Below are 18,861 nucleotides of genomic sequence, written 5' to 3' on the forward strand. Positions count from 1 at the left end.
GCGACGACGGCACCCAGGCCGCCGGTGCCGCCGGTGACCAGCACGGCGCCGTCCCCGAACGACGGGGTGGCGCCGGCCTCGCGCGGGGCGGGGCGGCGCACGAGCCGGGCCGCCCGCAGACCGTCGCGGGTCAGCAGCAGCTCGGGCTCGTCGGCCGTGAGCGCGGTGAGCGGCAGGTCGGCGGGGTCGACGTCCGGGGCGAGGTCGAGCAGCGCGAACCGGCCGGGGTTCTCCGAGCGGGCGGAGCGGAGCAGGCCCCACGCGGCCGCGGCGGCCACGTCGTCACCGGTGGTGGCGCCCCGGGTCACCACGACCAGGCGGGAGCCGTCCAGGCGGTCGGCGTGGTCGAGCCAGGTGCGGACGGCGGCGAGCGCGTCGGCGGCACAGCGGTGCGCCTGCGCGGCCTCCGCTCCCCCGGCCAGGCCGAGCAGCACGACGTCGGGGGCGGGACCGTCTGCGGTCACGAGCGTCGCCAGGTCCGTCGGTCCGGCGACGCCGCCGTGCGCGGCGCCGAGGCCGGGGTGCGTGGCGAGCCCGAGCACGTCGTCGCCGGCGATCACGACGCTGCCGGGGACCTCACCCGCGGGGGTGACGGGCGTCCAGTCGAGCCGGAACAGCGCGTCCCGGGCGACGGCACCGGCGGAGTCGAGATCGAGCTCGCCGACTCCGCGCAGCACCAGCGAGTCGACGGTGACGACCGGTGCACCGGTCCCGTCGGCGACGGCGACGGCGATCGCGTCGTCGGCGACCGGGGTCAGGCGCACCCGCAGGGTCCCCGCGCCGCTCGCGTGCAGCGTCACGCCCTCCCAGGAGAAGGGCATACCCCCGCGGCTGCGCTCACCCAGCTCGACGAACCCTGCGGCGTGCAGTGCGGCGTCGAGCGCGGCGGGGTGCAGGCCGAAGGCGTCGACGTCGGTACGGCCGGCCTCGGGCAGCACGATCTCGGCGTAGACGGCGTCGTCGTGGCGCCAGGCCGCGGTGAGGCCGCGGAAGGCGGGGCCGTAGCCGAAGCCGGCCTGCGCCAGGCGGTCGTAGAGGTCCTCGATCCCGAGCGGCTCGGCCCCGGCGGGCGGCCACTCGGTCGCGTCCGGGGTCGCCGGGACGGCGCCGCCCGCGGCGAGGACGCCGGTGGCGTGCGGGGTCCAGGGGACGTCGTGCTCGGCGTCGGCGTCGGTGTCCGGCCGGGCGTAGACGGTCAGGGTGCGGCGGCCACCGGCGTCCGGGGCCCCGACCCACAGCTGGACCGCGACCCCGCCCTCGTCGGGCAGGGCCAGCGGGGCGGCGAGGGTCAGCTCCTCCACCCGGTCGCAGCCGACCTCGTCGCCGGCCCGCACGGCCAGCTCCAGGAAGGCGGTGCCGGGCAGCAGGGTGGTGCCGCGCACGGTGTGGTCGGCGAGCCAGGGGTGGGTCTGCAGGGACAGCCGTCCGGTGAGCAGCGCGCCCTCGGAGTCGGCGAGCGACACCGTGGCCGACAGCAGCGGATGCCGGGCGGCGCCGAGCCCGGCCGAGCGCAGGTCGGCGGCACCGGTCTGGAGGGCCTTGGGCCAGAACCGGCGGCGCCGGAAGGCGTAGGTGGGCAGGTCGGTGCGGCGGGCGCCGGTGCCGGCGAACCAGGCCGCCCAGTCGACGGCGGTGCCGTGGGTGTGCAGCGCGGCCAGTGCGGCGGTGAGGGTGTGCTCCTCGGGGCGCCCGGCGCGCAGCGCGGGCACGGCGACCGAGGCGGGGGCGCCGGGGTCCGCGGCGTCGAGGCAGTCGCGCGTCATGGCGGACAGGGGGCCGTCCGGGCCGAGCTCGAGGAACGCGGTGACGTCGTGGCGGGCGAGCCAGTCGACGCCGTCGGCGAACCGGACGGCGCTGCGGACGTGCTCGACCCAGTAGTCGGCCGAGGTGAGTTGGGCGACGGTCGCGAGCTCGCCGGTCACGTCGGAGACGATCGGGATCAGCGGTGCCTGCAGGTCGAGGCCCTCGACGACGGCGCGGAACTCGTCGAGCATCGGTTCCATCAGCGGCGAGTGGAACGCGTGGCTCACCCGCAGCCGCCGGGTCCGGCGTCCCTGGTCGGCGAGCAGGCCGGCGAAGGCGGTGACCGCCTCGTCGGCGCCGGACAGCACGACCGCCGACGGCCCGTTGACCGCGGCGACCGCGACCCGGTCGCGGTACCCGTCGAGCAGGGCCTCGACCTCGGCCTCGGTGGCCTGCACCGCGACCATGGCGCCACCGGTGGGCAGCGCCGCCATCAGGCGGCCGCGGGCGGCGACCAGGGTGGCGGCGTCGTCGAGCGCGAGCACCCCGGCGACGTGCGCGGCGGCGATCTCGCCGACCGAGTGTCCGAGCAGGTGGCCCGGGGTGACGCCGAGGGAGGTGACGAGCCGGTACAGCGCCACCTCGACGGCGAAGATCGCGGGCTGGGCGTACGCGGTGTCGTCGAGCAGCGCGGCGGCGGTCTCGTCGGGGGTGGTGCCGTCGGTAGTGCGCCGGAGGATCTCGTGCAGCGGGCGCTGCAGCTCCGGGTCGAACGCGGACAGCACGGTGTCCAGGGCCTCGGCGAACACCGGGAAGCGGGCGGCGAGCTCGCGCCCGGCGCCGATCCGCTGCGAGCCCTGCCCGGTGAACAGCACGGCGAGCCGGCTGTCCGCACGGGCCTCGGCGGTCACCGTGTCCCGGGACGCGGCCGGATCGCCTGCGGCCAGCGCGTCGAGACCACCGGCGAGGGCGTCGCGGTCGGCGGCGAGCAGCACGGCTCGGTGGGCGAACGCGGTCCGGGTGGTGGCCAGCGACCATGCGAGGTCGGTCAGCGGGGTGTCGGGGGCGGCGGCGAGTGCCTCGCCGAGCGCGGCGGCCTGGGCGTGCAGCGCCTCGGGGGTGCGCCCGGAGAGCAGGACCGGGACGGTGCCGGGCTCGGTCGGGCCGGGCTCGCCGACGGCCGGGCCGTCGTCCTCGGGGGCAGGGGTACCGGTCTCGGGGGCGGGGGCCTGCTCGATGATGGTGTGGGCGTTGGTGCCGCTGATCCCGAACGACGAGACCGCGGCGCGGCGCGGGGCTCCGGTGGCCGGCCAGTCGGTGTTCTCGGTGAGGATGCGGACGGTGTCCGGGGACCAGTCGACGTGCCGGCTGGGGTCCTCGGCGAGCAGCGTGCGGGGCAGTACCCCGTGCCGCATCGCCATCACCATCTTGATCATCCCGGCGACGCCGGCGGCGGCCTGCGTGTGGCTGATGTTCGACTTGACCGAGCCGAGCAGCAGCGGGCGCTCGACGTCCCGGTCCCGCCCGTAGGTGGCCAGCAGCGCCTGCGCCTCGACCGGGTCGCCGAGGGTGGTTCCGGTGCCGTGCGCCTCGACGACGTCGACGTCGCCGGCCGACAGCCGGGCGTTGACCAGCGCCTGCTCGATGACCTGCTGCTGGGACGGTCCGTTGGGGGCGGTGAGCCCGTTGGACGCGCCGTCCTGGTTGACCGCGGAGCCGCGGACGACGGCCAGCACCTCGTGCCCGTTGCGGCGCGCGTCGGACAGCCGCTCCAGGACGAGCAGGCCGACGCCCTCGGCCCAGCCGGTGCCGTCGGCGGTGTCGCCGAAGGAACGGCAGCGGCCGTCGGCGGACAGCCCTCCCTGGCGGCCCATCTCGATGAACGTGCCGGGCCCGGACATCACGGTGACACCGCCGGCCAGTGCCAGCGAGCACTCACCGCCCCGGAGGGCCTGGGTGGCGAGGTGCACCGCCACCAGCGACGACGAGCACGCGGTGTCGACCGTGACGGCGGGGCCGACCGTGCCGAAGGTGTAGGAGATGCGCCCCGACAGGACGCTGCCGGTGTTGCCGGTGAGCTGGAAACCCTCGGCGCCGTCCGCCGGGCCGACCCGGTAGTCCTGCGCCATCGCGCCGACGAACACACCGGTGCGGGTGCCCTGCAGCGAGACCGGGTCGATCCCGGACCGCTCGAACGCCTCCCAGGCGGACTCCAGGACGACCCGCTGCTGCGGGTCCATCGCGACGGCCTCGCGCGGGGAGATGCCGAAGAACTCGGCGTCGAAGTCGGGGGCGTCGTGCAGGAACCCGCCGGACCTCGTCGGGGAGCCGGCGAGCGCGGCGGTGTCCCAGCCGCGGTCGGTGGGGAACGGCGTGACGCCGTCCTCCCCCGCCTCGACCATCCGCCACAGGTCCTCCGGGCTGCGGACACCGCCGGGATAGCGGCAGGCCATCCCGACGACGGCGATCGGCTCCTGGGCGGCGGACTCGAGCTCGCTCACCCGCCGGCGGGTACGGCGCAGGTCGGCCGTGGCCAGCTTGAGGTAGTCCCGGAGCTTCTGTTCGTTGTCCATTCCAACTCCACCCGTCTCGCCGCCGACGCCCGCTGACAATCGCGCCGGAATTCCGCACACATCCGACAGGAACCGAATCGCCGCCCCGTTCCCGCCGTACGGCGGAGGGGCTCATCGCAGACGATTCTGCGGAGGATCCGGGCCGGAAATCCCTAGTGTGTCGTCCGCCGGTTCACCAGTTGGCGGCCAGCAGCAGGTGGCCGTACTCGTTCTCCCGCGCTACGTGCTCGAGGTCGGAGTCGACCATCATCCGCATGAGCTCGGGGAAGTCGACCTCGGGCGTCCAGTCGAGCAGCCGCCGGGCCCGCACGCTGTCGGCGCACAGCACCTCGACCTCGGCCGGGCGCACCAGCGCCGGGTCGATGACGACCTTGTCCCGCCAGTCCAGCCCCACGTGCTCGAACGCGATCTGCACCGCGTCCCGCACCGAGTGCATCTGGCCGGTGCCGATCACGTAGTCGTCGGGCTCGCCCTGCTGCAGCATCAGGTGCATCGCGCGGACGTAGTCGCCCGCGTAGCCCCAGTCGCGCACCGCGTCGAGGTTGCCCAGCGCGAGGTCGCGCTGCAGGCCGAGCTTGATCCGGGCGACCGCCAGGGAGATCTTGCGGGTGACGAACTCCTGGCCACGGCGCGGCGACTCGTGGTTGAACAGCATGCCCGACACCGCGTACATGCCGAACGACTCGCGGTAGTTGCGGGTGATGTAGTGGCCGTAGGCCTTGGCGGCGCCGTAGGGGCTGCGCGGGTGGAACAGCGTCGTCTCCCGCTGCGGGGTCTCCGCGGCCTTGCCGAACATCTCCGACGACGAGGCCTGGTAGAAGCGGATCTGCCCGTTCGGCGACGCCGTGCGCGACATCGAGAGGCCGGAGACCATCCGGATCGCCTCGAGCACCCGGAGCACACCGGTGCCGTTGACCTCGGTGACGAGCTCGGCCTGCTGCCAGGACATCGGGACGAACGAGATCGCGCCGAGGTTGTAGACCTCGTCGGGCTGCACCGTGTCGACGGCCGAGACCAGGCTGGCCTGGTCCATCAGGTCGCCGTCGACGAACTCCAGCTCGGATGCCAGCCGGCTGACCCGCGTCTTGCGGGGGTTGGCCTGCCCCCGGATCAGGCCCCAGACCTGGTAGCCCTGCGACAGCAGGTGCTCCGCCAGGTAGGAGCCGTCCTGACCGGTGATTCCGGTGATGAGTGCGCGTTTGGACATCGGGATTCCCTTTCGACCGTTACCGGGCCCGCCCATACGCGTCGACCGGCCGTCGGCACGGCGGCGAATACGCTGTCCGGACGAGAGACACGCCGCACGCTGGCAAGATCGGCGAGACGGTGTCAACGAATCCGCCGGGATGTAGGGAATTCACGAGTGCGGCCGCAGGAAATGGTGCGCAGAACTGGGGGATTCCGGGTCCGCGGTCTGGTCGGCTGTCCTGGCCGGTGTGCCACCGGCATCGTCCACCGGGCGGCCCGGCGGTCGCCGTGAACCGGGGGTGTCCTGACGTGCTGTGGAGACTCGCGCGCACCCGGCTGCGCGGCTACGCCGGGCCGGCGGGCGCCCTCGTCGTCCTCCAGACCGCGCAGATCGCCGGAACGCTGCTGCTGCCGACGCTCGGCGCGGCCCTCATCGACGAGGGTGTGGTCCGCGCCGACCCCGGCCGGATCGCCGAGCTCGGGGTGCTGATGGCCGGCACCGCCGTGGTCCAGATCGCGGCGGCGCTGGCGGCGACCGCCCTGGGGGCCCGCACCTCCACCGCGGTGGGCCGGGACCTGCGCGCCGCGGTGTTCGACCGCATCCTGGACTTCTCCGCCCGCGAGATCGGCAGGTTCGGGACGGCGTCGCTGCTGACCCGCACGGTCAACGACGTCCAACAGGTGCAGAACCTCGCCCGTTCCGGGTTCGGTGTCGTCGTGTCCGCCCCCCTGATGTGCATCGGCAGCATCGTGCTCGCGCTGGCGCAGGACGTACCGCTGGCACTGCTGCTGGTCGTCCTCGTGCTGGTCGTCGGGGTGGCCTTCGGTCTGCTGCTGGTCCGGATGGGTGGCCTCTACGGCCGGATGCAGCTCGCCCTCGACGACCTCGGACGGCTGCTCCGGGAGTCGATCACGGGGGTGCGGGTGGTCCGCTCGTTCGTCCGTGAGGACCACGAGCAGGTGCGCTTCACCCGCAGCAACGACGCGTTCCTCGACCTCTCCCGGCAGGTCGGCCGGCTGATCGCCACGATGCTGCCGCTGGTGCTGCTGATGATGAACGTGTTCACGGTCGTCCTGATGTGGCTCGGCGCCCACCGCATCGACGCAGGCGTGATGCAGCTGGGCGCGCTCAGCGCATTCCTGTTCTACCTGTCGTTGATCCTCATGTCGGTCGTGATGCTCGCGTTCGTGTTCCTGCAGGTGCCGCGGGCCCGGGTGGGGGCGGGCCGGATCCTGGAGGTGCTCGACACCGAGCCGGCCGTGGCCGCACCGGCGACCCCGGCTCCGCTCCACGGCCCCGCGGGACGGGTCGAGATCCGGGACGCCGAGTTCCGCTACCCGGGCGCGGAGCGTGCGGTGCTGCGCGGGGTCGACCTGGTCGTCGAGCCGGGCGAGCGGCTCGCGGTGCTGGGCGGCACCGGGAGCGGCAAGTCGACCCTGCTGAACCTCGTGCTGCGGCTGGTCGATCCGACCGCGGGCACGGTCCGGGTGGGTGGCACCGACGTGCGACGGCTCGACCCCGCGGTGCTCACCGGCGTCGTCGGGTTCGTGCCGCAGCGCCCCTACCTGTTCGCCGGCACGGTCGCGAGCAATCTGCGGTTCGGGCGGACGGACGCGACCGACGACGAGCTCTGGGAGGCATTGCGCGTCGCGCAGGCCGACGGCTTCGTCGCGCGGATGCCGGGCGGTCTGGATGCGGAGATCGCGCAGGGCGGCACCACCGTGTCCGGTGGCCAGCGCCAGCGGCTGTGCATCGCCCGCACCCTGCTCCGCCGGCCCGAGGTCTACCTGTTCGACGACTGCTTCTCCGCGTTGGACCAGGCCACCGACGCCGCACTGCGGGCGGCGCTGGCCCCGTGGACCGCAGGCGCCACCGTGATCACCGTGACCCAGCGGGTCGCCACCGCGCGCGACGCCGACCGGGTCGTCGTCCTCGACGCCGGACGGCTGGTCGCCGACGGCACCCACGACGACGTCCTGCGCGACAGCCCGACCTACCGCGAGATCGCGAACTCCCAGCCCACCGAGGAGGACGTCGCCCATGGCCTCGCCGGACGTCACTGAGCCCGCCCCGTCGGCGGCCACCCGGCCGGGGGAGGGCCCGGCGGGACCACCCGACGGACCCGCGCCGGGTGACCGCCCGGCGCGCCGGCTCGTGGGGCTGCTGCGGCCGCACCGCGGGCCGGTGGCGCTGGCCGTCCTGACCGGCGTGGCCGGGATCGCGCTCAACGCCGTCGGCCCGCTGCTACTGGGCCGGGTGACCGACCTGATCGCGGTCGGCGTCCTGGGTCCGGGCGGAGCGGGCGGGCCCGCAGCGGGCAGCCCCGGCCCCGCCGACGGTGTCGACTTCGACTCGGTCGCCAGGTTGCTGCTGGTCCTGCTCGTGGTCTATCTGGGGGCGTCGCTGTTCACGCTCGTCCAGGGCCGGATCGTCGCATCCGTGGTGTGGCAGGTGATCCACGACCTGCGGGGCCGGGCCCGGGCGAAACTGTCCCGCCTCCCGCTGCGGCACTACGACCGGCATGCGGCCGGCGAGACCCTCGGACGTACCACCACCGACGTCGACAACCTCCAGCAGACCCTCCAACAGACCCTGGCCGAGCTGATCACCTCGCTCCTGTCGCTGGTCGCGATGCTGACGCTGATGGTGGCGATCTCGCCGTCGCTGTCGGTGGTGATGATCCTCAGCGTGCCGCTGGCGGGGCTGCTCGCGGTCGGGCTGGGTCGCCACGCGCACCCGCAGTTCACCGCACAGTGGGAGGCCAACGGCGCGCTCAACGCCCACGTCGAGGAGGTCTGCACCGGGCACTCCCTCATCCGCGGCCACCACCGCCGGGACGAGGCGCGGCGCCGGTTCGCCGAGTGCAACGACGCGGTGTACCGGGCCGGGGCGTCGGCCCAGACCTCGTCCGGCGCGATGGAGCCGGTGATGATGTTCGTGGCGAACCTCGGGTACCTGGTGGTGGCCGTCCTCGGCGCGTGGAAGGTGCTCTCCGGCTCGCTCACCCTCGGCGACGTGCAGGCGTTCATCCTCTACGCCCGCCAGTTCAGCCAGCCGATCGTCGAGATCGCCTCGGTGGCCGGGCGGCTCCAGTCGGGGGTGGTGTCGGCGAAGCGGGTGTTCACGCTGCTCGACGCGCCCGAACAGTCGCCCGAGCCGGCCCGCCCTGCCGTGCCCGCGGCACCGGCGGGCCGGGTCGAGTTCCGCCGGGTGTCGTTCCGCTACGTCCCCGACGTCCCGCTCATCGAGGACCTGTCGCTGACCGTGGAGCCGGGCAGCACGGTCGCGATCGTCGGATCCACCGGCGCGGGGAAGACCACCCTCGGCAACCTCCTCGTGCGCTTCTACGAGATCGACGGCGGGCAGATCCTGCTCGACGGCGTGGACACCGCGACGATGACCCGCGCCGACCTGCGGTCCCGGTTCGGGCTCGTCCTGCAGGACACCTGGCTGTTCGGCGGGACCATCGCCGAGAACATCGCCTACGGCGCGCCCGGCGCGACCCGCGACGAGATCGAGCAGGCGGCCCGCGCCACCTGCGTCGACACGTTCGTCGCGACGCTGCCCGACGGCTACGACACCGTCCTCGACGAGGACTCCGGCGGCGCCAGCGCCGGACAGAAGCAGCTGATCACGGTGGCGCGGGCGTTCCTCGCCGACCCCGCCGTGCTCGTCCTCGACGAGGCCACCAGCTCCGTCGACACCCGCACCGAGCTGCTGATCCAGCGCGCGATGGCCACCGTGCGGACCGGGCGGACCAGCTTCGTGATCGCGCACCGGCTGTCGACGATCCGCGACGCCGACCGGATCGTGGTCATGGACGCCGGCCGGATCGTCGAGCAGGGCACCCACGACACACTACTGCGCGCCGGTGGCGCCTACGCCCGGCTGCACGCCGCGCGTACCAGCGACGCCGACACCCTGGCCCCCTGACCGTTCCCCGACCGACCGGGAGGACCCACCGTGCCCGAACCCCAGCTGCTCGCCGTCGCCGACCTCCACGTCGTGCACGCCGAGAACCGGGCGCTCGTCGAGTCGCTGCGCCCCTCCACCGGGCGCGACTGGCTGATCGTCGCCGGTGACGTCGGCGAGATGTACGCCGACATCGAGTCGACCCTGCGTCTGCTCGCGAGCCGCTTCGCACGCGTGCTCTGGACCCCGGGCAACCACGACCTGTGGACCCATCCGCAGGACCCCTGCACGCTGCGCGGCGACGCGCGCTACCGGGCGCTCGTCGAGACCTGCCGGGAGCTGGGCGTCACCACTCCGGAGGACCCGTACCCGGTGTGGGACGGTCCCGGCGGACCGGTCGCCGTCGCCCCGCTGTTCGTCGGCTACGACTACTCCTTCCGCGCCCCCGGCGCGACGACGGCGGCGGAGTCGCTCCGGATCGCTCACGACGCGGGTGTCGTCTGTTCCGACGAGTTCCTGCTGCATCCCGACCCCTACCCGGACCGCGCCACCTGGTGCCGACGCCGGGCCGCGCTGACCGAGCACCGCCTGGCCGCGGTCGACCCGGACCTGCCGACGGTGCTGGTGAACCACTGGCCGCTGCTGCGTCATCCGACGCGGGTGCTGCGGTACCCGGAGTTCGCGCAGTGGTGCGGCACCGAGCTGACGGCCGACTGGCACGTCCGGTTCCGCGCCGCGGCCGTCGTCTACGGCCACCTGCACATCCCCCGCGTCACCTACCACGACGGGGTCCGTTTCGAGGAGGTGTCGGTGGGCTATCCGCGCGAATGGCGGCCCCGGCCGCCCCGGGAACCGTTGCGCGCGGTGCTGCCGCTGCCGGTCGCCGGGGGTGTGCGGTGATCGAGCACGTGCTGCCCGGCCGGGTCGTCACCGAGTGCGCCTACGACGACGAGGAGCACCCCGGCGAGGGCCTCTTCCCCCAGGAGCGCGAGCTCGTCGCCCGGGCCGTGGAGTCCCGGCGGCGCGAGTTCACCACGGTGCGCAGGCTCGCCCGCCGCGCGCTGGGCCGGCTCGGCCGCTCCCCCGCCCCGATCCTCCCGAACCGTCGCGGAGCCCCGCAGTGGCCGCCCGGGGTGGTCGGCAGCATGACGCACTGCACCGGGTACCGGGCGGCCGCGGTGTCCTCGGTCGCCGAGTCCGCCGCGGTGAGCATCGACGCCGAGCCGGACGCACCGCTGCCCGCCGGGGTCCTGGAGACCGTCACCCTGCCCTCCGAGCGGGCGCTGCTCGCCGGGCTGGGACGGCGGCGGCCGGACATCGCGTGGGACCGGATGTACTTCAGCGCCAAGGAGAGCGTCTTCAAGGCCTGGTACCCGTTGACCGGTCGCGAGCTGGACTTCGACGAGGCCGAGATCGCGTTCGACGCCGCGGCCGGCACGTTCTCCGCCCGTCTGCTCGTCCCCGGCCCGGTCGTCGGCGGACGGAGCGTGCCGGTGTTCCCCGGGCGCTGGCACGCCGACCGGGGCCTGCTCGTCACCGCGGTGCATCTGCCGCCGCCACCGGCGGCGTGACTCCGGGGTTTTCCCGGCCCCCGCGGTGGTGCACTGGCCGCATGGAGCAGACCACCGGCACGCAGCGGGCCGACGGCCCCGGACAGGAGGCGGATCAGGCCGGTGCGCGGCCGGTCCTGTTCTGCTGTACCCACTCCACCGGGGAGGCCGCCACCAGTCTCGCGCTCGCCGGCGAGCTGGCCCGGCGCGGCGTACCGGACCTCGTGTTCGCCGCCGACGAGAACCTCCGCGGCCCGGTCGAGGAGCTCGCCGACCGCAGCGCGGTGGAGTTCGTCTCCCTGGGCCCGGTGAACCCGGCGCTGGCACTCACCATGATGGACGACGCGACCTATGACCGGATCTACCAGCGGTCCCGGGTCCGCGCGTTGCGCGCACGGGCCCGGCAGCTGTTCGACGTCGACCACCTGCTGCAGCGCTACCAGGCGCTCGACGAGGTCGTCGAGCGTGTCCGCCCCGCCCTGATGGTGATCAACCGGTTCGCCACGCACGCCGTCCTGGTCGCGCTGGCCCGCGGTATCCCCTACGTCATCACCGCACCGTGCCTGCTCAGCAGCCTCGTCGAGCACGACCTGCCGCGCGGGTTCCCCCCGCCGTCGTCCGGGCTGCCGCTGCGCCGCACCCTGCGCCAGGAGCTGGACCGGATCTGGTTCCGGATCGGCGTGGGCAGCCTGTTCCTCGACCGTTCGGTGCTGCGCAGGGCCGTCCGGCTGCACAAGCGGATGGGCGAGCTCGGGCTCGACCCGCGCACGCTGCGCGCCCCGGTCCAGCAGGAGGGCGCCCGCTCCCTGCTCTGCTTCACCGTCCCCGGGGTCGACTACCCGCTACCGGTCCCGGACCGGGTACGGATGGTGGGGGCGCTCGTCCCCCCGAGCCGCCACGACGAGCGCGACGCGGCCGTCACCGAGTGGCTCGACGCGCACCCGTCGGTCGTCTACGTGGCGTTCGGCTCGGTGACCCGGATGACGGCCGATCAGGTCCGGTCACTCGTCGAGCTGGCCCGCAGGCTCGGCGACGACCACGGCCTGCTCTGGGTGCTGCACCGGGACCAGCAGCGTCTCCTGCCCGCCGAGCTGCCGGCGAACCTGAAGGTGGTGCCCTGGGTCCATTCCCAGCTCGGGGTCCTGGAGCACCCGCACGTCCGGGCGTTCTTCACCCACGGGGGGAGCAACAGCATCCACGAGAGCCTCTACTTCGGGGTTCCCGTGCTGGTCCGTCCCACCCTCGTCGACCAGTTCGACCACGCGGTCCGTGCGGTCGACACGGGGATCGGGTTGACCGTCGAGCGGCCGGACCGCATCGACGTCGACGACACCCGTGACAGGCTCCTGCGGTTGCTGCACGAACCCGGGTTCGCCGACCGCGCGCGGGAGATCGGGCAGGTCCAGCGATCCGCCGGCGGGCTCCGCGTGGCCGGTGACGCCGTGCTGATGGAGCTTCGCGAAGCGTCGGTACCGACGCCCAGCGCCTGACCACCAGCGGGACCACCCGCCGCGCTCGTCCATGGCGTCCTGTCGCGGAAAGCTGTGGCTCGGACGGCGGTGCCCTCGGACGGCGGTGCCCTCGGACGGCTTGCCGGACGCGTTCGCCGATCCGATCCGGTAGCCCATCCCGCGGACCCGCACCTTCTCCGAACCGTGCGGGAGCGGGGACCGGAACACGTCGTGGTCGCCCTACGGGCACAGGCACCGCTCCGCCGACGCGGGGCGGAACACCGAACCCCATCCCGCATTGTGGAGCTGCATGCTCCACGTCCGCTCCACGCTCAGACCACCTTTTCATGGTCGCTGGAGGCGATCATTCCCCGTGGGCGGCGCCCCGAGGTCAGACACGGAGAAGGCAGAACCAATCGAAGGTGATACCGCCTCGTTCCGACCGTCGGGACGACAGGACTTGATCCTGCGACCCCTTGACCCCGGGACGTGGGTGTTGGCGTTTCCGCACGTGATGCGTGTTCGAGAGGCCTTCGAGCGGGTGCGGGTACTGGCGGAGTTCGGCAGTGAAGCGCCCCGGGTTCAGTGCAGGCGCTGGGGTGCACCGGGTTCAGCCAACGTCGACAACTACACGAGCGGGCCTCACGATTCCGGGGGTGGGCCGGCCAGCTCAGCAAGCAGCAGGTCGACCCGAGCCGCTATGTCGTCGCGGATCAGGCGCATTCGTTCGACTCCCTCGATCCCTCGCGCAGAGGGCTCGTCGGTGTCCCACTTGCGAACCTCGATGTCCCCTCCGTCGACGTGTGCCTCCCGGCCGAGGGTGACCACGAGGTCGACGCGATGGAGCAGCTCGGGGTCGATGGGCTTGGGCGTCTCGCCGGTGATGTCCGCACCGGACTCACCCAGCACCTGCGCGGCCAGGGCGTTGACGGCGCTACCCAGGCTGGTACCGGCGGAGTGGACCTCGACCCGGTCCTGGGCAGCGGCCCGCATGAGGCCGGCAGCCATCTGGGACTTGCCGCCGTTGCGGACGCAGACGAACAGGACCGACGGGGTAGCGGTCACGACGGTTTCGCTTCCGCTTCGATACCGGTCAGCTCGCCCAGCAGGGCACGGACCCGGGCATCGATGTCGTCGCGGATCGGCCGTACCTCGTCGACGGTCTTCCCGGCGGGATCGTCGAGCTGCCAGTCGAGGTAGCGCTTGCCCGGGAACACCGGGCACGCGTCGCCGCAGCCCATGGTGATCACGACGTCGGCGGCGTCGACGGCGTCGGTGGTCAGACGCTTCGGGATCTCGGCGCTGAGGTCGATATCGCTCTCGGCCATGACCTCGCGGACCGCGGGGTTGATGCTCTCGGCCGGCGCGGAGCCGGCCGAGCGGACGCGGACCGATCCGGCGGCGTGGTGGTCCAGCAGGGCGGCGGCCATCTGGGACCGTCCTGCGTTGTGGACGCAGACGAACAGGACTTCGGGGATGGCGTCGACCATCAGGGTGCTCTCCTGGGATCGGTGGTCAGGGGTGGGATCGATGTCGGACCGGGGCGGGCAGCAGCTCGTCGACGAGTCGGCGGACCCGCTGCTCGATGGCGTCCCGGATCGGACGGACGGCGGCGAGGTCGAGACCGTCCGGGTCGGCGATGTCCCAGTCCTCGTAACGGCGACCGGGGAAGATGGGGCAGGCGTCGCCACACCCCATCGTGATCACCGCGTCGGCGGCGCGGACGATCTCGTCGGTCCAGGGTTTCGGGAACTCGGAGCTGATGTCGATGCCGACCTCGGCCATGGCCGCCACGGCGGCCGGGTTGACCGTGTGCGCAGGGGACGAACCGCCCGACCAGCCCACGGCCCGGTCCCCGGTCAGGTGTGTGAAGAAGCCGAGGGCCATCTGTGACCGGCCGGCGTTGTGGGTGCAGAGGAACAGCGCGACCGGTCGTCCGTCGTCGTCATGGCCCTCGACCCGTGCCAGGGCCCGCAGCCGCTGGCGTGCGAAGCGCTCGGCCAGCAGCGGCAGGAAGTTCAGCACGACCGCGCGGCCGGCGAACTCGTCGTAGGACGAGTGCAGGAACCGCTCGATGGTCTCCGTGCCGAACGTGTCGTCGAACTCCCGGGTCAGGTTCGTGGCCGCCGTGGTCAGGGCGAGCTGCTGGTCGATCGAGAGGGTGTCGCGGTGCCACGGACCGGTCATGGCGGGCCTTCTTCCTCGAAGGGCGATCGTGGTGTGGACGTGGTGGGTCAGGTGCGGGACACGACATCGGGCTGTGCGGGAAACAGGCGACGGCGGAGCCACAGGGAGACATAGACCAGCCCGACCAGCACCGGCACCTCGATCAGCGGCCCGACGACGCCGGCGAGCGCCTGCCCGGAGGTCACGCCGAACGCACCGATGGCGACGGCGATGGCGAGCTCGAAGTTGTTGCCCGCGGCGGTGAACGCAAGGGTGGTGGTGCGCTCGTAACCCATGCCGACGGCCCGCCCGAGGGCGTAGGAGCCGGCCCACATCAGGGCGAAGTAGGCGAGCAGCGGCAGCGCGATACGGGCGACGTCGAAGGGCTGTGAGGTGATGGCCTCGCCCTGCAGGGCGAACAGCAGCACGATCGTGAACAGCAGGCCGTACAGCGCGAACGGCCCGACCCGGGGGAGGAACTTCTCCTCGTACCAGTCACGCCCCTTGGCCCGCTCCCCCAGCCTGCGGGTGAGGTAGCCGGCGAGCAGCGGGATGCCGAGGAAGATCAGCACGGACTTGACGATCTCCCACGTGGAGACGTCGAGGTCGGTCACCGGCAGGCCGAGCCATCCGGGCAGGACCGAGAGGTAGAACCAGCCCAGCACGCCGAACATGACGACCTGGAACACCGAGTTCAGCGCGACCAGCACTGCGGCGGCTTCGCGGTCACCGCAGGCGAGGTCGTTCCAGATGATCACCATGGCGATGCACCGGGCGAGCCCGACGATGATCAGACCCGTCCGGTACTCGGGCAGGTCGGGCAGCAACAGCCAGGCCAGCGCGAACATCAGCGCCGGGCCGAGGACCCAGTTCAGCAGCAGCGAGGTGAGCAACAGCCTGCGGTCACCGGTGACGGTGTCGAGGCGGTCGTAGCGGACCTTCGCCAGCACCGGGTACATCATGATCAGCAGGCCGAGCGCGATCGGCAACGAGACGCCGTCGACGGCCAGGGCGTCCAGCACCGGGGCGAGCCCGGGTACCAGGCGGCCGAGCAGCAGGCCGGCCGCCATCGCCGCGATGATCCAGACCGGCAGGAAGCGGTCCAGGGTCGACAGCCGGGCGACGACAGCGGCGCCGCCGTCGGTGGTGTTCTGGTTGGTCACGTCAGTCCTCGTACGTCAGTTCGCAGGTGCGGTGGTTGCAGGGGTCGTGTCGGTGTCGGCGGCCGGATCGAGCAGGCCCGCGAGACGACCGAGGGCGGCCGGGACCGTGCGGTAGTAGATCCAGGTCCCCCGGCGCTCCCCGGTGATCAGACCCGCCTCGCGCAGCACCTTGAGGTGGTGCGAGATCGTCGGGCCGGACACCTCGAACACGCCGGACAGGTCGCACACACACGCCTCGCCCCCCGCGTGCGAGGCGATCAGCGACAGCAGCCGCAGGCGTACCGGCTCCCCGAGGGCCTTGAACACCCGCGCGAGTTCGGTCGACTCCGGCTCGTCGAGGGGGCGCTCCACGAGCACCGAGCGACAGATCGACTCCTGGTTCGACACTCGTCTATTTTGATCAGCATCGAATCCATCGGTCAAGTGAACAGATGGAGGCGGACCGGGTCGCCGCCGTCAGTCCGCTCGACGCGGCAGGGTTCCACCTGCCAGCGCGGCGGCGACCACCGCGGCTCCGGCGAGTACGACGAACACCTCGGGATAGCCACCCAGCGGACCCGCGAGCGCGCTCCCCGCCCAGGGGGAGATCGCCACCGCGACCATGACCGGTGCGGACAGGATCCCGTTGAGGCGGCCGTAGACGCGTGGGTGCCAGCGGTCCGACAACGCCGTGGCCTGCAGGAGGGTGAAGATTCCGCGGGCGGCGCCGGCGAGCATCGCTGCAGCGATCAGTGCCCACACCGGCCCCGGCAGGACGGCGAGCAGGATCGTGGTGGCGCCGAGCGCGGCCATCACGGCGATGCTGCGGCCGCGGACGGTGCTGCGCCGGACGAGGGGGCCGTAGCCGAGCCTGCCGAGGACCTGTCCGAGTCCGCCCAGACCCAGGGCCCAGGCGGCGAGATCGGTCGACATCCCGCGGTCGAGCAGGAGTGGCACCTGGTTGACCGTGACGGCGAAGCTGGTGAACCCGCCGAGAGTGATCACCACGACCAGCAGCCCGAACGCTCTGCTGTGCCGGATCCGTGCCGGGTCGTCGTCGACGACCGCCGGAGCGGCGCCGTCGCGGACGGGATCGGCGACCGGGTCGGGCCACGAGCCGCGCAGCCCGAACAGGTGCGCCGGGATCGTGACGACCCCGAGGACGACGGCGAGGACCACGTAGGTCTCCCGCCATCCGAACGGCTCCAGCAGCGCCGCGGCGAGCGGGGCGAACACGGTGCTGGCCAAGCCCGCGACCAGGGTCAACACGGTCAGCGCACGAACCCGGTCGGAACCCCACCACCGGGTCAGGGCCGCGAACGCCGGCGGGTAGAACGTCGCTGCCTGCGCGATCCCGGCCAGCAGCCACGCCACCACGAAGGCCGGGAACGATCCGGCCGTCGCGATCAGGAGAGTGGCCGGCACGCCGACGACCGCGCCCGCGGTCATCACCCAGCGGGGACCGTGACGGTCCAGCACACGCCCGACCGGGATCCCGACCAGCGCGGAGACCACCAGCCCCGCGGAGAACGCCGCGGTGACCGACGGGACGGACCATCCGGTGTCGGCCGCGATCGACGGCGCCAGCACGGGGAAGGCGTAGTAGAGCACGCCCCAGCTGGTGATCTCGGTGACGCACAGGACCACGAGGACCCGCCACCGGCCACGGGACGTCAACCCTCCGCCGGCCCGCCCACCGCGACGGCGAGCGGGCCGCGTCGTCGTCTCGTCGGAGGTCACGACGAGGAGGCTGCCCCGGCCGGATCCGCATCAGGGACGGTGGGACCGCAACAACCGCTACCTGATGCCGTCGCGGCGTCCGACTCGTCGGCGTCGAACAGTCCCGCTCCCCCACAGACACCGGTCTCGTTGAGCACCAGCTCCACGCGTGCGGCAGCCTCGTGATCACCGATCAGGGCGTCGGCGATCGATCGGACCTGTTCGTAGCCGGTGCGGGCCAGGAACGTCGGCGCGCGCCCGTAGCTCTTCATCCCCGCCAGGTAGAACCCCGGTTCGGGGTGCACCAGCTCGGCGGCACCGTGCGGGTACACGGTCCCGCAGGAATGCACGTTCGGGTCGATCAGCGGCGCCAGCCGGACCGGCGCCTGCAGCGTCGGATCCAGCTCGGTCCGCACCTCCGACAACCAGCCCAGCTCGGGCCGGAACCCGGTCAGCACGAGCACCTCGTCCACGCCGGACAGCGTGCGACCCTCGTCCGAGACCAGGACCACCGTTCCGTCGGCCACCTGCTCGATCCGCTCGGTGCGGAATCCGAACACCGGATCCACCAGCCCGGCTTCGACAGCCTCGGACGCCCGAACCCCGAGCGCCCCGCGAGCGGGAAGCTGATCACCCTCGCCTCCGCCGAACACCTGACCGAAGCCCGGCCGGCGCAGCACCCACGAGATCCGAGTTCCCGGCTCCTCACGGGCGAGCGCCGCCAACCCGGCCAACGCGGTCGACGCCGAGTGCCCCGACCCCGCGACGACGACGTGCCGACCGGCGTAGCGGGCCCGCTGCGCGGCATCGGTCAGGTCCGGGATCACGGCCCGCACCCGCTGCGCGACCTCCGCCTCACCGACCGCAGGCAGACCATCACCGCCGAGCGGATTCGGGCTCGTCCAGGTACCCGAGGCGTCGATCACCGCTCGAGCGGCGATGCGCTGTCCGTCCGCGGTCCGCACGATCAACGGTTCGCTGTCGCGACCGGCGTCGACCACCCGGTCCCGACCACGCCGGGTCACTCCCACCACACGAGCCCCGGTCCGCACTCGGTCCCCCAGAGCAGCGGCCAACGGCGCGAGGTAGCCCGCGACCCACTCCGCACCGGTCGGATAGGCCTCGGGATCCGGACTCACCCAACCGGTCGGGGCGAGCAGCCGCTGCGCGGCCGGGTCGATCAGCCAGCCCCACGGTGAGAACAGCCGGACATGACCCCACTGCAGCACCGATGCTCCCGCGCTCGCCCCGGCCTCCAGTACGAGCGGTTCCACGCCCCGTTCGGCCAGCTCGGCCGCCGCAGCCAACCCGACCGGGCCGGCACCGATGACCACGACCGGCAGCCCCGCACTGTCGTCCATCCCGCCTCCATCGACGATTATCGATTAATGCTGCCGAATGTATCGACCCACATCG

General features: G+C 73.0%; 14 protein-coding genes (1 of these 14 only partly in view). 5 read left to right on the forward strand and 9 right to left on the reverse strand.

All coding sequences use genetic code 11. The annotated features are described in order from the left end of the window. Together ATL51_RS06190 and ATL51_RS06195 are read right to left on the reverse strand one after the other, a co-directional pair. Positions 1 to 4,316, reverse strand: the 5' portion of a protein-coding gene (locus ATL51_RS06190) for a type I polyketide synthase (protein WP_100877983.1). It extends 24,199 nt beyond the left edge of the window; only the first 4,316 of its 28,515 coding nucleotides appear in the window; the start codon lies at positions 4,314 to 4,316; its stop codon lies off the left edge, out of view. Between the two features lie 172 nt (positions 4,317 to 4,488). Then, the gene (locus tag ATL51_RS06195; protein WP_100877984.1) at positions 4,489 to 5,523 is read right to left on the reverse strand and encodes a GDP-mannose 4,6-dehydratase; all 1,035 of its coding nucleotides are present in this window, start codon (positions 5,521 to 5,523) and stop codon (positions 4,489 to 4,491) included. A 290-nt stretch (positions 5,524 to 5,813) separates the two neighbouring features. On the opposite strand from ATL51_RS06195, the gene ATL51_RS06200 reads away from it, so the two are divergent. From ATL51_RS06200 to ATL51_RS06220, 5 genes are read left to right on the forward strand one after another with little or no spacing between them, the layout of a single operon-like run. After that, complete coding sequence (locus ATL51_RS06200; RefSeq protein ID WP_100877985.1) at positions 5,814 to 7,568, forward strand: ABC transporter ATP-binding protein; 1,755 nt, start codon at positions 5,814 to 5,816, stop codon at positions 7,566 to 7,568. Next, complete coding sequence (locus tag ATL51_RS06205; protein ID WP_100877986.1) at positions 7,546 to 9,438, forward strand: ABC transporter ATP-binding protein; 1,893 nt, start codon at positions 7,546 to 7,548, stop codon at positions 9,436 to 9,438. Before ATL51_RS06200 ends, ATL51_RS06205 begins: the two co-directional genes overlap by 23 nt. 30 nt (positions 9,439 to 9,468) lie before the next feature. Beyond that, positions 9,469 to 10,317, forward strand: coding sequence for a metallophosphoesterase family protein (locus tag ATL51_RS06210; protein WP_100877987.1), 849 nt, complete (start codon positions 9,469 to 9,471; stop codon positions 10,315 to 10,317). Then, entirely contained in the window at positions 10,314 to 10,988 is a 675-nt protein-coding gene (locus ATL51_RS06215) for a 4'-phosphopantetheinyl transferase family protein (protein WP_073575139.1), read from the forward strand. Before ATL51_RS06210 ends, ATL51_RS06215 begins: the two co-directional genes overlap by 4 nt. A 41-nt stretch (positions 10,989 to 11,029) precedes the next feature. After that, on the forward strand, positions 11,030 to 12,457 hold the full coding sequence (locus ATL51_RS06220) for a glycosyltransferase (protein WP_100877988.1): 1,428 nt from the start codon (positions 11,030 to 11,032) through the stop codon (positions 12,455 to 12,457). A gap of 603 nt (positions 12,458 to 13,060) precedes the next feature. Here the strand turns inward: ATL51_RS06220 and ATL51_RS06225 are convergent. From ATL51_RS06225 to ATL51_RS06255, 7 genes are all read right to left on the reverse strand, one after another. Beyond that, positions 13,061 to 13,483 (reverse strand): arsenate-mycothiol transferase ArsC, encoded by a 423-nt coding sequence (locus tag ATL51_RS06225; RefSeq protein ID WP_100877989.1) that lies wholly within the window; start codon positions 13,481 to 13,483, stop codon positions 13,061 to 13,063. Then, positions 13,480 to 13,908, reverse strand: coding sequence for an arsenate reductase ArsC (locus tag ATL51_RS06230; RefSeq protein WP_100877990.1), 429 nt, complete (start codon positions 13,906 to 13,908; stop codon positions 13,480 to 13,482). The genes ATL51_RS06225 and ATL51_RS06230 overlap by 4 nt, the downstream gene beginning before the upstream one ends. Positions 13,909 to 13,933: 25 nt before the next feature. Then, positions 13,934 to 14,605, reverse strand: a complete 672-nt coding sequence (locus ATL51_RS06235) for an arsenate reductase ArsC (RefSeq protein WP_100877991.1) — start codon at positions 14,603 to 14,605, stop codon at positions 13,934 to 13,936. Positions 14,606 to 14,652: 47 nt separating this feature from the next. Continuing rightward, positions 14,653 to 15,747 carry an ACR3 family arsenite efflux transporter gene (gene arsB, locus ATL51_RS06240; protein ID WP_100877992.1) on the reverse strand — a complete coding sequence of 365 codons (1,095 nt, stop codon included), beginning with the start codon at positions 15,745 to 15,747 and terminating at the stop codon, positions 14,653 to 14,655. Positions 15,748 to 15,762: 15 nt separating this feature from the next. After that, entirely contained in the window at positions 15,763 to 16,134 is a 372-nt protein-coding gene (locus ATL51_RS06245) for an ArsR/SmtB family transcription factor (protein WP_167409970.1), read from the reverse strand. 69 nt (positions 16,135 to 16,203) lie between these two features. Next, positions 16,204 to 17,373 carry an MFS transporter gene (locus ATL51_RS06250; protein ID WP_083658370.1) on the reverse strand — a complete coding sequence of 390 codons (1,170 nt, stop codon included), beginning with the start codon at positions 17,371 to 17,373 and terminating at the stop codon, positions 16,204 to 16,206. An 89-nt stretch (positions 17,374 to 17,462) separates the two neighbouring features. Next, positions 17,463 to 18,806 carry an FAD-dependent oxidoreductase gene (locus ATL51_RS06255; protein WP_100877993.1) on the reverse strand — a complete coding sequence of 448 codons (1,344 nt, stop codon included), beginning with the start codon at positions 18,804 to 18,806 and terminating at the stop codon, positions 17,463 to 17,465. Between the last annotated feature and the right edge of the window lie 55 nt (positions 18,807 to 18,861).

This window comes from Pseudonocardia alni (assembly GCF_002813375.1).
GTDB classification, from domain to species: Bacteria; Actinomycetota; Actinomycetes; order Mycobacteriales; family Pseudonocardiaceae; genus Pseudonocardia; species Pseudonocardia alni.

Excerpts from the sequence above, each read along its gene's own strand:
- ATL51_RS06195 (WP_100877984.1), bottom strand. The coding sequence starts at position 5,523 with ATGTCCAAACGCGCACTCATCACCGGAATCACCGGTCAGGACGGCTCC.
- ATL51_RS06205 (WP_100877986.1), top strand. The coding sequence starts at position 7,546 with ATGGCCTCGCCGGACGTCACTGAGCCCGCCCCGTCGGCGGCCACCCGG.
- ATL51_RS06220 (WP_100877988.1), top strand. The coding sequence starts at position 11,030 with ATGGAGCAGACCACCGGCACGCAGCGGGCCGACGGCCCCGGACAGGAG.
- ATL51_RS06230 (WP_100877990.1), bottom strand. The coding sequence starts at position 13,908 with ATGGTCGACGCCATCCCCGAAGTCCTGTTCGTCTGCGTCCACAACGCA.
- ATL51_RS06235 (WP_100877991.1), bottom strand. The coding sequence starts at position 14,605 with ATGACCGGTCCGTGGCACCGCGACACCCTCTCGATCGACCAGCAGCTC.
- ATL51_RS06255 (WP_100877993.1), bottom strand. The coding sequence starts at position 18,806 with ATGGACGACAGTGCGGGGCTGCCGGTCGTGGTCATCGGTGCCGGCCCG.